We start from the raw sequence: 13,741 nt of genomic DNA, 5'->3' as shown, positions 1-13,741 counted from the left end.
GCGAAACGGGGATTACGGCAGCCTTTCGATTGCCTTAACAGTTGGTAATAAAGGGACCGTTCACCATGCTGGCGAGCCGAGGCAGCAACGTATGAAGCGTCCCAGGAGTCCCGTTTTAGACACCCTCCGGCGGCTGCCGGCCTTGTCAACATTAGGGATTTTGGCCTGCCTCGGCCTGACGGGACCGCCAGCCGCGGCCTCGGTTTTCGGCCCCGACGAGCGCGTCCCTCTCCCCCAGAGTTTGCGCCCCGCGGCGGCGAAGCTGGGTGTCTTCTCCGACGCCGCCTCGCATTCGGTGTGCACAGCCTTTTGCGTGGCCCCCGACGTCGTCGCCACCGCCGCCCACTGCCTCTACCGCACCAGCGGCGAGCAGCCCTTGCGGCTCTCCGACCTGTTCTTCCGCCTCGACGGCGCGGCCAAGCCCGTGAAGATTGCCGGCGCCCAGACCGGGGCGGCCGAAGCCAACGTCACCTCCGGCTCGACCAAGCTCAAGGTGCACCCGCCGATCGACGCCACACGTGATTGGGCATTGGTGCGCCTGGCGCATCCGGCGTGCACAGCCGGCGTGTTCAAGGTGTCGAGCAAGCCGGTCGACGAGGTGATGAAGCTCGCCGGCACCGGCCAGGTGTTCAACATCGCTTACCACCGCGACCTGCCGAAGTGGCAGCCGATGCTCAACACCGGCTGCAGCATCAAGCGAGACTTCGCCGACGCCGACTGGCAGACCATCCGCCGCGACTTCTCAAATCCCGATCAATTGCTGCTGCACACCTGCGATACCGGCGCGGCGTCGTCGGGCTCGCCGCTGCTCGTCGACGGAGCCGACGGCCCGGAGGTCGTCGGCATCAACGTCGGCACCTACGTGCAGTCGAAGGTGATCATGCTCAACGGCGAGGTGCTGCATCGCTTCAAGTCGGACGACGTCGCCAACACCGGCGTCAATGCCTCGGCCTTCGCGCCGGCGTTCGCCACCTTCGTCGCCGCCGACACGCTCACCGAGCGCCGCGATGTCCGGCAACTACAGGATGCGCTCGCCGCGCGCGGTCTCTATATCGGCACCCGCGACGGCCGCTTCGGACCGGTGCTGCGCGCCTCGATCGAGGTTTTCGAGCGGGCGTCTCACATGCCGGTAACGGGGCTTGCAACCCACACGGTGCTGCACGCCCTCGTCGGCGAGAGCGATGTGGTGACCGGAAAAATTCCTGGAATGGAAACCGCGGCCGGGCGCTAGTCGCGCCCCGGCGGCTCACCCTCGTTCTCGGCCAAGATCGCGCGCAGCTTCTCTTCCTCGTCGGCTGAGAGAGGCGCGGTCGCTCCGCCCGGTGCCGCCGGCATCTGCCGCCGCCGCCAGGCTTGCGCCGTCATCCATACCGCAACGATGAGCGCCAGGATGGGCGATGCCCAGAGGACCAGGGTGCGCCAGCTCAGCGGCGGCCGCAGCAGCACGAACTCGCCGTAGCGATCCTCGACGAACTGCATCACCTGCGCGTCGCTGTCGCCGGCCTTCAGCCGTTCGCGCACCAAGACGCGCAAGTCCCGCGCCAGCGGCGCATTGCTGTCGTCGATCGACTGGTTCTGGCAGACGAGGCAGCGTAGGCCGGCGGAGAGGGCCCGCGCGCGCGCCTCGAGTGCCGGATCCTGCATGATCTCGTCGGGATCGACCGCGAGCGCTACGCCGGCGGCCAGCAGCATGGCGGCCACCGCACCGAGATATGTCGCGAACCGCCTCATTCGGCGGGGGCAGCGGCGATGCGGCGGGCGCGGCCCGGCGCGCCGACGCGCAATCGCCGATCCGACAGCGACACCGCGCCGGCGATGAACATCGCCACCGCGCCCAGCCAGATGAAGCGGACGAGCGGATTGAAATAGATGCGGATCGCATAGCCGCCGGCGTTCTGCTTGTCGCCCAGCACGACGTAGAGATCGCCGCGCCACGCCGCGTGGATGCCGGCCTCCGTGGTCGGCTCCGGCGGCATGTCGTAGATGCGCCGCGACGGCTCGAGCCGCGTCACGGCGCTGCCGCCGCGGCTCACGTCGAATACGGCCAGCTCCTCGCGGTAGTTGGGACCGCTCGCCGGCGCCACGCCGCGGAAGGTCAAATCGTAGCCGGCGATGGATGTCTGCTCGCCCGGCTTCATCACCAGGATGTGCTCCTCGCGGTAGGCGCTCGTCGCCACGACGCCGACCACCATCATGCCGACGCCGAAATGGGCGATGGCCGTGCCAATCGCGGAGCGCGGCAGGTTGACGAACCGCCGCCAAGCTTCGCCCAGCGGCACGTCGCCGAGCCGCACGCGCCACGCGAGATCGGACAGCGAGGCGGCCATCACGAACACGCCCAGCGCAATGCCGAACGGCGCCAGCCACGGGCCGCGCTGCATCCCGATCATACCGACGACCATGATGACCACCGCCAGCATCGCCGCAAACATTAGTCGCTGCGCAACAGCCAGCACGTCGCCGCGCTTCCAGGCGAGGAACGGGCCGAACGGCAAGGCCAGCAGCAGCGGCACCATCAGCGGCCCGAACGTCCAATCGAAGTAGGGCGGCCCCACCGAGATCTTGTCGCCGGTCAGCGACTCCAGCAACAGCGGATAGAGCGTGCCGACGAGGACCGTCGCGCACGCAACGGTGAGGATGATGTTGTTGAGAACGAGCGCGCCCTCGCGGCTGATCGGCGCGAAAATCCCGCCCTGCCGCAAATCGCGGGCGCGCAGCGCGAACAGCGCCAGGCCGCCGCCGGTGAACAGCGCCATGATGCCCAGCACGAACACGCCGCGCTGCGGATCGACGGCAAAGGCGTGCACCGAGGTGAGAACGCCGGAGCGGACGAGGAAGGTTCCCATCAGCGACAGCGAGAAGGTGAGGATGGCGAGCAGCACCGTCCACACTTTGAGTGCGTCGCGCTTTTCCATCACCAGCGCCGAGTGCAAGAGTGCTGTGCCGGCGAGCCACGGCATGAACGAGGCGTTCTCGACCGGGTCCCAGAACCACCAGCCGCCCCAACCGAGCTCGTAGTAGGCCCACCACGAGCCCATGGCGATGCCAATGGTCAGGCACATCCAGGCGGCGAGCGTCCACGGCCGCACCCATCGTGCCCAGGCGGCGTCGATGCGGCCGTCGATCAGCGCGGCCATCGCGAACGAGTAGGCGATCGAGAAGCCGACGTAGCCCGTGTAGAGGAACGGCGGATGGAAGGCGAGGGCCGGGTCCTGCAGGATCGGGTTGAGGCCGTTACCGTCGGCCGGCGGCGGATCGATGCGCAGGAACGGGTTCGACGTCAGCAGGATGAAGAGGATGAAGGCGACGGCGATCGACGACTGCACGGCGAGCACGTTGGCCTTCAACGTGGGCGGCAGGTTGCGGCCGAACGCGGCGACGGCGGCACCGAAGAGCGTGAGGATCAGCACCCACAGCACCATCGAGCCTTCGTGGTTCCCCCACACGCCGGAGATCCGATAGAGGATCGGCTTCGTCGAATGCGAGTTGTTGGCGACGTTGACGACCGAGAAGTCCGACGTCACGTAGGCAATCGTCAGCGCCAGGAACGCGACGAGCAGCAGGCCGAACTGGCAGAGCGCCGCCGGATCGGCGACGGCCATGAGGCGCGGATCGCGCACCTGCGCGCCGTAGGCCGGCACCACCATCTGGAAGATGGCGACCAGCAGCGCCAGCACCAGCGCGAAATGTCCGATCTCGACGATCATTGCGTGGCCTCCGCAGGGTGCGGCGCCGTCTTGCCGAGCTTGACGCCCTTCGCCTCCAGCGCCTTCGCCACCTCGGGCGGCATGTAGTTCTCGTCGTGCTTGGCGAGCACGCTGTCGGCGTGGAAGGTGCCGTCGTCCGTGAGCTTGCCTTCGGCGATCACGCCCTGCCCTTCCTTGAACAGATCCGGCAGCACGCCCTCGTAGGCGACGGGAATGGTCTTCAAGGTATCGGTGACGACGAACTGAACCCGCGTGCCTTCGCCGCGCTTCACCGATCCGGCGGCGACGAGGCCCCCGAGACGGAAGCGCTCGCCGGTGGCGATCGGCTTTTCGGCGAGGTCGCTCGGCGTATGGAAGAAGACGATGGAATCGCGCAGCGCGAACAGCACGAGGCCGACGGCGAGCGTGAGCACTGCCAGGCCGACACCGATCAGAACGCCGCGCCGCTGCTTCCGCGTCATGCCTTATCCTACCCGTTTGCTCATGAGCCGAGCCCCAAGCTTTCCGCCAGCACATTGAGCTCGGCGAGCGACTTCTCGTCCCCGGCGAAGGCGCCGCGCGCGCTCGCCAGGGCCGTCGTCGCCTCCTCGCGCCGCCCGAGCACCACGTAGGAACGCACGAGGCGCATCCAGCCATCAAGGTCCTTGCCGTTATCCTTCAAACGGGCGGCGAGACCGTCGACCATCTGATTGATCATCTTATCCCGGTCGGCCGGATTGGTCGGCGCCGCGGCTGCCGCGGCATCGGCCGGGCGCACGTTCGGTGGCTCGGACGTTGCGCCGCCGAGCTTCGCCGTAACCGACGCGAGGCGCGACTCGAGGAGGCCCTTCCACGGGTCCTCTGCGCCGGGCAGCAGCCGGCGATACTCGGCTTCCGCACCCTTGACGTCGCCGTCCTGCTCGCGCGCGATGGCGAGCCAGACCTGCGGCTCGATCGACTGCGGCTCGAGCCGTTGCAGCTTCTCGTAGGACACCCGCGCGGTCTCGCCGACGATGCCGTTCTGCGCCATGATCGTCGCGCGCGCCAAGCCGGCGAGCCGCTTCGGGTTTTCACCCAAAATACGCGTGGCCCGCTGGAAGGCGTCGGCGGCCTGCACGAAGTCGCCCATCCGCAGATACACGGGCGCCAGCACGTCCCAGCCGCGGCCGTCCTCGGGGTTGGCGCGCAGGTGCGACTCGACACGCGCGACGAGATCGGCGGCCGTCGACTGATCGACCGGCGCCTCGAGGCGCGCCGCGTACGGTCGTCCCGGCAATTGCGGTGAGCCGTATGCGAGATAGATGCCGATGCCGATGACGGGAATGGCAGCCGCCGCATAGACCGCTGCCTGGCGCACTCCCGAAAACCGCTCCTGCGCCGCGGCGCCGGTTTTCTGCTTTTCTTCGGAGCGGCGGATCACGCGGCGCGCCAGCTCGACGCGGGCGCCCTCGGCCTCGGCGCCACCAAGCAGACCCTGCGCGCGCTCGGTCTCGATCTCGGCCAGCTGATCGCGGTAGACGGCGAGCTCGCTATCGGCAGTGGCGGTGGAGGGGCCCGGCGCGAGCAGCGGCCGCGTCACCGCCCACACGACGGCAGCCGCCAAGACCGCAAAGAGAACCCACAGCACCATGCGCTATCCAAGCCTCGCCCCTAGTGTGATGACCGAGAAATTCGCCAAAGTCAGCGGCGAGGGATCGAGCGAATTTCTCGATCTGAATCACACTAGCAAGTCGACAATTCGAGTGCCCCTCATCATTCCGAAGTTCGCTCCCGCCTCCAGCGGCAAGCACCGGCGAACTTCGGTATGGGGGCACTCGGGCTGGAATAGGGCTCGGGGGCGCGGCTGACAAGCCTCGGGCGCCGCGGCAAGATTTCTGCCGCAGCGCAAGATGACGGGGGATTAAGGGGTTGGGTCACACGGGTACGGTTACAGCATCCCGGAAGAGGTGGGAATCGCGAGCGAAGCCCCCACTGTCATCCTCGGCTTTATGCCGAGGACCCAACTCTCCATTGGCTCCGACGTCTGCCGGATAGCATCAACGTCGGAGATTGCCAGACCCTGGGTCCTCTGGACAAGCCCGAGGATGACACGTGCGGCAGCGTCCTGCTCCCGTCTGGCGACGGTGCGCCCCATCGCCGTCAGGCGACATTCAATCCCGGCAGCGTCAGGCCATGTTCTTCCAGGTGCCGTCGGGATTGCGGCAGGCGGTGCCGCGCATGGTCCGCGGCTTGCCCTCGATATAAACGGTGTGCGTGTAGTCGCGGCAGTCGACGCTCGCCCGCTTGTACGGGCGTCCCGGGACCACGTCGCCGTAGCGGCCGTTGTCGGGATTGCGCCAGCGGCGCGGGCGATCGGATTCGCCTTCCTCAAGCGCGGCGTATTCCGCCTGCTCGGCGAGACGGCGATCCTGCTCGTCCATCGAGCGGCCGATCTCGCTTCCGACGATGCCGCCGATCATCGCGCCGGCGACGGTCGCCAGCACGTTGCCGGAGCCCTTGCCGACCTGGTTGCCGATGATGCCGCCAGCAATGCCGCCGACGATAAGACCGGTGTCCTGATTAGCGGTTTCGCCGCTGCAGGCGGGCAGCAGCGCGGGAATGAGCGCGACGGCGAATAGCTGCGCTTTGCGCATGGCGATTGTCTCCCCGAACAGCGGCCTGTCGTCTTGGCGAAGCGTCATGGCGGAGCCATACTCCGCATGGACCTCCGCATGGACCGGCCGCCCTCGCCCCATGTATTTGCATCACAGTGTAGCCGACTAGCCAACGAATGTGCACCGGCCGTGACTAAATACCGGCGGCAATAGGGCGAATCGGACTGCGGGTAGTTTATCCCGCCGGCAGGTTCAGGTGTACCGCCAGGCCGCCCTGCCGGGCCTGCTCAAGCTGGCAAGTGCCGCCGTAGGAATGTGCCAGCTCCAGCACGATCGACAGGCCGAGGCCCGATCCGGGCTTCGTCTCGTCCAGCCGCAGGCCGCGCTTGCCGATGCGGGCGCGCTCCTCCTCGCTGAGGCCCGGGCCGTCGTCGGCGACGGTAATGGCGAGGCGCCGGTTCTTGGCACGGCTGGTCGATGGCGGCACCTCCACCGTCAGCTCCACCTCGCGGCGTGCCCACTTGCAGGCATTGTCGAGCAGGTTGCCGAGCATCTCCTCCAGGTCCTGCTTCTCGCCCGAGAACCGCGCGTCGGGCGGGCACTCGACCTTGATGACGACGGCCTTCTCCTGGTGGATGCGCTGCAGGGTGCGCACCAGCGGCTCGATCACGGGGGCAACCGGTGTCACCCGCCCGATGACGCCGACGCGCGCCGCCATGCGGGCACGGTCGAGATAGCGCGTCACCGATTGCTTCATGATCTCGGACTGCTCGACGATCTTGTCGCCGAGACCGGTCTTGTCGCCGCGCACCTCGTTGGTGATGACGGCGAGCGGCGTCTTCAACGCGTGCGCCAGGTTGCCGACCTGCGTGCGGGCGCGGTCGACGATCGCCTGGTTGGAGCGGATAAGGGCGTTGAGCTCCGATTGCAGCGGCTCGATCTCGGCGGGGAGATCGCCCTCGAGCGTCGTCGCCGTGCCGGAGCGGATGCCGGCCAGGCCGCGCTCGATCTGGCGCAGCGGCAGCAGTCCGAAGCGCACCTGGAAGAGCGTCACCGCCACGAGCCCGAGACCGGCGAGCGCCAGCGCGGTCGTCAAGCGGTAGCGGAAATTGCCGACGAGATGGTCGAGCCAGTCCTGCGGGCCGGCGACGACGATCGAATACTTCGGCTTGCCCGGCTCGTGCCCCAGCGTGTCGATGACTTCGACCAGCCGCAGCGGCTCGTTCTTCGGGCCCTTGGCATTCATCCAGCGGGCGCCGGACGCGTCGGGCTTCACGCTCTTCGCCGCGGGAGACGGCAGCGACCAGGTGGCGAGCGACGGGGAGACGAGCTTGCGGCCGCCGCCCGAGGTGAGCGGCAGGATCTGCCAGTACCAGCCCGAATGCGTCACCTCGAACAGCGGCTCGTAGAGATTGCTCGGTGGCAGCGGCTGCGTATCGCCCGAGGAGCCCATACTGTCGACGGTGATGGCGTTGACGAGCTTGAGGAGCTGCCCGTCGAAACTCGTCTGCACGTCGTCGCGGTAGAGCCGATAGATGATGAAGCCGGCAATCGGCAACACCAGCAGCGTCCAGATTGCGGCGGTGGCGAAGAGACGGAACGCGAGCGAGTTGAAGCGCATTCTTTTCAGTGTCCCGATTCCGAAGTTCGCCAGAGCTTGCGGCTGGCGCCGGGAGCGAACTTCGGAATCATAAGGGACACTGCAGGCTTAGCTTTGCTAATGCGATTCAGATCGAGAATTTCGCTCGACAGCTCGCCCCAGATGGTTGCGAATTTCTCGATCATCGCATTAGCCCTTAGCGGGCGTTTCGCTCAGCCGATAGCCCAGTCCGCGCACCGTCTCGATTACATCCACGGGTATTTTCTTCCGCAGGCGGCCAATGAACACCTCGATCGTGTTCGAGTCGCGGTCGAAGTCCTGCTCGTAGAGATGCTCGACCAGCTCCGTGCGCGACACGACGCGGCCGTTGTGGTGCATCATGTAGGCGAGCAGACGGTACTCGTGCGAGGTGAGCTTGATCTGCTGGCCGTTGCAGGTGACGCGCGCCGTCTTGGTGTCGAGCCGCAGTGGCCCGCACTCGATCTCGCTCTTGGCGTGGCCGGAGGCGCGGCGAACCTGGGCGCGCACGCGCGCCAACAGCTCCTCCATGTGGAACGGCTTGGCGAGATAGTCGTCGGCGCCTGCGTCCATGCCGGCGACCTTGTCGCTCCAGCGGTCGCGCGCGGTGAGGATAATGACCGGCATCTTGCGGTCGGCGCGACGCCACTGCTCGAGGATGGAGATGCCGTCCATCTTCGGCAGGCCGATGTCGAGGATGACGATGTCGTAGGGCTCGGTGTCGCCGAGGAAGTAACCCTCCTCGCCGTCCATCGCGGAATCGACCGCATAGCCCGCGTCGCCCAGCGCCGCGACGAGCTGCCGGTTCAGATCCTTGTCATCCTCGACCACCAGGACGCGCACGACCTCAGTCCCTCACTGCTTCGTTGACTCGCGGGGACTATAGCGATGCAGGTGGCGCGATCCTAGTGTCCCGATTCCGAAGTTCGCCAGCGCGCGCGGCTGGGATCGGGAGCGAACTTCGGAATCATAAGGGACACTAGAAACATAGATTCTCTAGTGTGAGTCAGATCGAGAAATTCGCTCGATCCCTCGCCACTGATGCTGGCGAATTTCTCGATCATCACACTAGGGGCGCCGTCAGGCCTCGAGCGTCACCAGCGTCTCGAAGCCGCCGTAGATCATCCGCTTGCCGTCGAACGGCATGTCCTTGCCCGCCATCATCGCCGTCAGCCGCGGGTCCTCCATGACCTTTTTATTGATCTTGTCGCGCGCGGCGCGGTTCTTGTAGACGATGTAGGAGAAGACGACGACCTCCCCCGCCTTCAGCTTCACCGCCTGGGGAAACGAGGTCAGCTTGCCGACCTTCACGTCGTCGGCGACGCACTCTTTGAACTCCAGGGCGCCGTGCTCCATCCAGACCTTGCCGGCCAGCTGCGCCAGCTTCTTGTAGGCTGGGAGGTTCTTCTTGGGTACCGCCAGCACGAATCCGTCGACGTAAGCCATTGCGCTCCTCCGTTGGTTGCGCCCTCGAAATGGGGCTTGGCGCAACCTTAGGACATGCGCGCACTATTGCGAACCCGCGTGGCAAAGATTGTCAGCGGCCGAACGGCGCACGCGCGTCGACGGTGTGGGCGGTGAGCTTGCCCTGCGGGTCGCGCACGACGAGCCGGTAGACGAAGCTCCCCTTCTCCTCGCACAGCGTCGTCTTGACGATGGCGCCGGGAAGCTCGGCCGCCGCGAGGCGCGATAGCGCCTCGACGGTCGTCAGCTTTTTCTGATGCACGATCGATGCGGCGTCCGACCAATCGGCGATGCACGCATCCGTCGCGACGGCGGGCGGCAGTGTGGCGACGACGGCAATGAGGGGAAAAATGATTCGGCGCATGAGCGAAATGTCGTTGAGCATTGGCGTACTCTTACGGAGGCGCGCCTGAACTCGTCATGAATGCGCGCCGCCGCGGCGCGTCACAACTTCACCTGCACGCTGCGCTGTGCGAGCGGCTTTGTGGCCCGCACGCGTCCGTAGATCGTCATCAGCGTGCCGAGGAGACCGCCAACCGCTTGCACCGTCTGCACGATTCCTGCGCCCGCTTCGCGCACGAGGTCGCCGGTGATGTCGATGCCGAACGCCGGCCCGAGCGCCGGCAGCACCGTCGACAACCCGGTGATGACGGCGCCCCAGATGGTGATCGACTGGCCCCACCACTTCGCCGCCGGCTGCGTCTCGGATGTCGTGTCGGTCATCTCGCTCTCTCCTTTTGTCTGTTCGGAAGCTTGAGTTGCGCTTGCATTGAGAAGCGCTTCGGCGCGCGCCAACGTCTTGTCCACGCGCGCCAGCCACCCGCGGCCGAAGCGCCAGAAGTGGCGGAGCGCGCGGTAGCGGGCGCGGCGCACCCCGGCATAGCGTTGCAGGAGGACGCCGAGCGGCAGCGCCGCGATCGCCGCGCGCGTGTTGGGGCCGATCTCGCCGTCGGCGTCGGTGCGGGCCGCGCGCTGCAACAGGCGCATGGCGCCGGTCACACCGTGATTGACGGCGGCATCGAAGTGAAAGAAGGCCAGCGCCGGCGCCATCTCGGCGCAACAGGCCGGCGTCCAGTAGCGCGCATAATAGATGTCGCGCACCGTCCCGTGCTCGATGCGCCGCAGCTCACTTTTCAGGGCCGCGCACGTCGCCTCGGTGAGCGCCACGCCCTTCCAGGCGGCGTAGACGGCGAGCGTGATGCCGAAATTGGTCGGGCCGCCAGGGTCGTACGCGTCGTCGGAAAATCCGCCTTCCATTTCGAGCACGTGGCCGAGTGCGGCATCGAACAACCGGTCGTCCTGCATCGGCGCCGGTGCCGATGCCGGTGGTGCGATCATTTCCTTGGGCCAGCGCAACCCGAGCAGCCGCGCCCTGGGGAACGCGGCGACGCTCACCGCATCGCCCTGGTTGCCGCCCAGTAATACGACGTGTGCGTCCGTCTCGCCGAGCAGAAACCCGACATGGCCGGCCGCCGGGTCGCTGCCACGGCTCAACACGGCGACGGCGCCGAAGCGCCCTTCGTCCAGTCCCTCGCCCCAGCGCAAGTACGAGCGCGCCATCAGCGAGCGCGTCGACGCATGCCCGGCGCGCTCGAGACACGCACCGGCGAACGCCGCGCACCAGGCGACCTCGTCGTGCAGGCTCGCCGGCTGGCCCACGTCGCGGAAGAAGGCGCGGATGCGCGCGTTGTCGGCCGTACCCGACACCTCGCGCTGGCCGAGCTCGGCCCACGCCGCCGCGAGCCACGCCGGCTGTTCCATCTTGCGAACTCTCGATGTTCTAGATTTGTGTCATCCTCGGGCTTGTCCCGAGGACCCAACGCTCCGCTTGCGCCCGACGAATGTCGTCTGCGGAAGCCTCTCACCAAAGCACTTGTGACAGAGCCAGTTGATGGGTGGGTCCTCGGGACAAGCCCGAGGATGACAGTGCTGAAGTTCACACCACTGCGGCGCGGGGGGTGCCGCGGCCATAGGAAGAAGAGAGCTGGTAGACGCGCACGGTGTAGCTTTCCTGCGCGCCGCCGAAATCTTCGGCCTGTTGCACCGCTGTGTAGACGACGGCCGACGCGCTGCTCGCCAGCGTCCGCACCACGTCGGCGCCGTCGAGCACGTCGACCTCGTAGCTCTCGACGTCCTCGCCCAGCGGAACCTCCGGCGTCTCCCAGCTGTCGCCGCCGACACGCGTGCGCCGCATCCACGACAGCGCCACGTCGCCGCCACTCCGCGCCGCGCGCACATGCACCGGCGACAGCGGCTTGAGGCCGAGCCCCTGGAACGTGTGTGTCGCGGTCGCATACGACGCATCGCCGATGTCGCGTGCCGCCGGACCGAAACGCCAATTGTACGGCAGCCTAATCTCCGCCGCCGTCAGGTCGAGGCGCGCCAGCGCGGTGCTGACGAGCACGAAGCGCGCCCCCGCCGCCACCGCCGGCCGCATGGCGAACTCGCTGCCGCCCTGCCCGCGCAACAGCCCCGTCAGCTCATAGGTTCCCGGCGCGGTCAGCGTCGCTGTCGCAAACTGGATGACCTCCCATTCGCCGTCGGCGTTGCGGACAGCCGCCACGTTGCGGCCGGCGAAGAGTTGCATGAGCGTGCAGGAGACGAGCGCTTCGCCCTCCACCCTCACGCTCAGACGCGTACCGTGGTCGAGGCGTCCCTCTGGTCCCGCGGGGAGGACGTTCAGCGTCACGCCGATCGTCGCCGGTGCCGTCGCCAGGGCCTTCAAGGCATAGCCGGTCGACTCCGGCGATCCGTACACCGCCACGCTGCCCGGCCAGGGTACTTGCGTCGCCGCCGCGTAGCCTGCCGCCGGGGGCTCGTCGCCGCGCAACAGCGGCAGGTCGATGAACTCGACGAGCGGCTGACCGCCGATGACCGGCACCCCGGGCCGCACCGGACGCTCTCTGCCTGCACCATGTCCGTAGATGTCCGGATCGACGCTGCGCGCCTCGATGTCGCGCGCGCCGTGCTCGCCCACCTCGACGACCCGCAGCAGCCGCTCACTACCCGCATGCGTCACGCGCACCACATCGGCCGGCTCGACCGCCAGCATACTCGGCGGCAGTGCGAAGCTCGCCCGCTCGCGCGCCGCCCACGCCTCGAACAACCACGTTTCCGCGATGGCGTCCGCCTGCTGCCCTTCCAGCACCAGCGGCATGTCGGCTTGGCTGACGCGCCCGCTCGCACCCGTGATGCGCCGTGCCTCGGCAACGGCTTGCGCATAGTCGCCGGCGGCGGAGATGAAACGCAGCTTGGCGGAGGCGGGCAGCTCCGTCTCCTGCCCGCGCGTCAGGGTGAGGAGCGCGTTCTCGGCCCGCGTCTCGACGAGATCGGCCTCGCTCAGCTCAACCGCCGTCGCCTCGACGCCGCGATGCCGGAAGGCGATCGCGCCGCCGCTCTCCAGACTATCGAAGAAGTAAGCGAGCTCGAGCGGCTGCAGCGCATCGCGCGCCGCCATGACGCGATCGATGACGTAGCCCGGCACCGTGCCGTTAAGCCCGCCCGTTGCGTGCGCGGCAAAGCCGTAGTCGGCGAGGATCTGCCCCACGGTCTCGGCCAGCGTCGCATTGGCGAAGCGGCCGGTCAGCCAGTGGCCGAGCCGCCAGTTGTCGCCGTCACCCCACACGCCCGTGTCGTTGGGAAACGCCGGATACGGGCGCGCGTCCCACGTGTAGACGTGGATGCGGTCGAGATCGACCATGCGCCCGTCGTACTCGCTCGACAGCGGATTGGCGCCGGCGAGGTAGTTGTCGGAGTCCGGGTCGAGCCCCTCGATGAACGCGCGCAGGAAGCGGCGCTGCATGTAGTCGTCGCGCGTGCCCTTGGAGAAATACGGCAGCGCCGTTTCCGAGCTTTTCGGGTCGACGAACACGTTCGGCTGGTTGGCACCCTTGTCGACCGCCGGACAGCCGATCTCCGTCAGCCAGAACGGCTTCGACTGCGGCACCCAGGCCGTCGGGGTCGCGGCCTCGACGCCGCCGGGCCGGTCATAGTGCGCGTTCTGCCACCACGACTTTATATCCTTGTAGCGGAACACCCACGGCTTGCCGCTGCCGTCGGTGATCGGCGAGCGCACCTGCGCCGCGCGGTCCTCGGGCGAGGCGTAGTACCAGTCGAAGCCCTCGCCGCCGCGCAGGTTGCCGCTCAGATAGCCGAGATCGTAGATGGTACGCGTCCCGGCCTGGTAGTCCAGGTGCTCGCGCCCGTCGCGCCAGTCGGCGAGCGGCCAGTAGACGTCGATGCCGATGGCGTCGATCGCGTCCGATGCCCAGAGCGGATCGAGATGGAAATAGACGTCGCCCGTTCCATCCGGTGGCTGGTGTCCGAAGTATTCTGACCAGTCAGCGGCGTACCTCGGCAGCGTCACGCTGGGGATAACT

The 13,741-nt window shown here is 67.5% G+C and carries 13 protein-coding genes; 1 reads left to right on the top strand and 12 read right to left on the bottom strand.

Annotation, left to right across the window (positions count from 1 at the left end):
• Nucleotides 1-91 precede the first annotated feature (91 nt).
• Nucleotides 92-1,231: a peptidoglycan-binding protein gene (locus GIW81_RS18180; protein WP_154740710.1), complete on the top strand. Its 1,140-nt coding sequence runs from the start codon at nt 92-94 to the stop codon at nt 1,229-1,231.
• Here GIW81_RS18180 and GIW81_RS18175 read toward each other — a convergent pair.
• The 12 genes from GIW81_RS18175 to GIW81_RS18120 all read right to left on the bottom strand — a co-directional run bounded on the left by GIW81_RS18175 (nt 1,228) and on the right by GIW81_RS18120 (nt 13,728).
• Nucleotides 1,228-1,731: a cytochrome c-type biogenesis protein gene (locus GIW81_RS18175; RefSeq protein WP_154740709.1), complete on the bottom strand. Its 504-nt coding sequence runs from the start codon at nt 1,729-1,731 to the stop codon at nt 1,228-1,230. The two genes, GIW81_RS18180 and GIW81_RS18175, sit on opposite strands and share 4 nt — an antisense overlap.
• On the bottom strand, nt 1,728-3,707 hold the full coding sequence (locus GIW81_RS18170) for a heme lyase CcmF/NrfE family subunit (RefSeq protein ID WP_154740708.1): 1,980 nt from the start codon (nt 3,705-3,707) through the stop codon (nt 1,728-1,730). The genes GIW81_RS18175 and GIW81_RS18170 overlap by 4 nt, the downstream gene beginning before the upstream one ends.
• Nucleotides 3,704-4,168, bottom strand: a complete 465-nt coding sequence (gene ccmE / locus GIW81_RS18165) for a cytochrome c maturation protein CcmE (protein ID WP_154740707.1) — start codon at nt 4,166-4,168, stop codon at nt 3,704-3,706. Before ccmE ends, GIW81_RS18170 begins: the two co-directional genes overlap by 4 nt.
• Before the next feature lie 20 nt (nt 4,169-4,188).
• Nucleotides 4,189-5,316 carry a c-type cytochrome biogenesis protein CcmI gene (ccmI, locus tag GIW81_RS18160; RefSeq protein WP_154740706.1) on the bottom strand — a complete coding sequence of 376 codons (1,128 nt, stop codon included), beginning with the start codon at nt 5,314-5,316 and terminating at the stop codon, nt 4,189-4,191.
• 535 nt (nt 5,317-5,851) lie between these two features.
• Nucleotides 5,852-6,367, bottom strand: a complete 516-nt coding sequence (locus tag GIW81_RS18155; protein WP_229309397.1) for an RT0821/Lpp0805 family surface protein — start codon at nt 6,365-6,367, stop codon at nt 5,852-5,854.
• A 148-nt stretch (nt 6,368-6,515) separates the two neighbouring features.
• Nucleotides 6,516-7,901 carry an ATP-binding protein gene (locus GIW81_RS18150; RefSeq protein ID WP_154740705.1) on the bottom strand — a complete coding sequence of 462 codons (1,386 nt, stop codon included), beginning with the start codon at nt 7,899-7,901 and terminating at the stop codon, nt 6,516-6,518.
• 5 nt (nt 7,902-7,906) lie between these two features.
• Nucleotides 7,907-8,065: a hypothetical protein gene (locus GIW81_RS18145; RefSeq protein WP_154740704.1), complete on the bottom strand. Its 159-nt coding sequence runs from the start codon at nt 8,063-8,065 to the stop codon at nt 7,907-7,909.
• 4 nt (nt 8,066-8,069) lie between these two features.
• The gene (locus GIW81_RS18140) at nt 8,070-8,741 is read right to left on the bottom strand and encodes a response regulator transcription factor (RefSeq protein ID WP_324615102.1); all 672 of its coding nucleotides are present in this window, start codon (nt 8,739-8,741) and stop codon (nt 8,070-8,072) included.
• Nucleotides 8,742-8,978: 237 nt separating this feature from the next.
• On the bottom strand, nt 8,979-9,344 hold the full coding sequence (locus GIW81_RS18135) for a DUF1428 domain-containing protein (protein ID WP_154740703.1): 366 nt from the start codon (nt 9,342-9,344) through the stop codon (nt 8,979-8,981).
• Nucleotides 9,345-9,435: 91 nt separating this feature from the next.
• A complete protein-coding gene (locus GIW81_RS18130; protein WP_154740702.1) occupies nt 9,436-9,747 on the bottom strand; it encodes a PepSY domain-containing protein in 312 nt (103 codons plus the stop codon).
• 59 nt (nt 9,748-9,806) lie between these two features.
• Complete coding sequence (locus GIW81_RS18125) at nt 9,807-11,123, bottom strand: TIGR02594 family protein (RefSeq protein ID WP_154740701.1); 1,317 nt, start codon at nt 11,121-11,123, stop codon at nt 9,807-9,809.
• A 175-nt stretch (nt 11,124-11,298) separates the two neighbouring features.
• Nucleotides 11,299-13,728 carry a baseplate multidomain protein megatron gene (locus tag GIW81_RS18120; protein WP_324615101.1) on the bottom strand — a complete coding sequence of 810 codons (2,430 nt, stop codon included), beginning with the start codon at nt 13,726-13,728 and terminating at the stop codon, nt 11,299-11,301.
• Nucleotides 13,729-13,741: the final 13 nt, after the last annotated feature.

The organism is Hyphomicrobium album (assembly GCF_009708035.1).
Lineage (GTDB): Bacteria > Pseudomonadota > Alphaproteobacteria > Rhizobiales > Hyphomicrobiaceae > Hyphomicrobium_A > Hyphomicrobium_A album.
Note: the sequence above shows the minus strand (reverse complement) of the source record. Positions and strands in the feature narration are given on the sequence as shown.

Coding starts and splice junctions, on each gene's coding strand:
- GIW81_RS18180 (WP_154740710.1), top strand. CDS start 92: ATGAAGCGTCCCAGGAGTCCCGTTTTAGACACCCTCCGGCGGCTGCCG.
- GIW81_RS18145 (WP_154740704.1), bottom strand. CDS start 8,065: ATGATCGAGAAATTCGCAACCATCTGGGGCGAGCTGTCGAGCGAAATT.
- GIW81_RS18135 (WP_154740703.1), bottom strand. CDS start 9,344: ATGGCTTACGTCGACGGATTCGTGCTGGCGGTACCCAAGAAGAACCTC.
- GIW81_RS18170 (WP_154740708.1), bottom strand. CDS start 3,707: ATGATCGTCGAGATCGGACATTTCGCGCTGGTGCTGGCGCTGCTGGTC.
- GIW81_RS18155 (WP_229309397.1), bottom strand. CDS start 6,367: ATGACGCTTCGCCAAGACGACAGGCCGCTGTTCGGGGAGACAATCGCC.
- ccmI (WP_154740706.1), bottom strand. CDS start 5,316: ATGGTGCTGTGGGTTCTCTTTGCGGTCTTGGCGGCTGCCGTCGTGTGG.
- GIW81_RS18175 (WP_154740709.1), bottom strand. CDS start 1,731: ATGAGGCGGTTCGCGACATATCTCGGTGCGGTGGCCGCCATGCTGCTG.
- GIW81_RS18125 (WP_154740701.1), bottom strand. CDS start 11,123: ATGGAACAGCCGGCGTGGCTCGCGGCGGCGTGGGCCGAGCTCGGCCAG.
- ccmE (WP_154740707.1), bottom strand. CDS start 4,168: ATGACGCGGAAGCAGCGGCGCGGCGTTCTGATCGGTGTCGGCCTGGCA.
- GIW81_RS18150 (WP_154740705.1), bottom strand. CDS start 7,901: ATGCGCTTCAACTCGCTCGCGTTCCGTCTCTTCGCCACCGCCGCAATC.
- GIW81_RS18130 (WP_154740702.1), bottom strand. CDS start 9,747: ATGCTCAACGACATTTCGCTCATGCGCCGAATCATTTTTCCCCTCATT.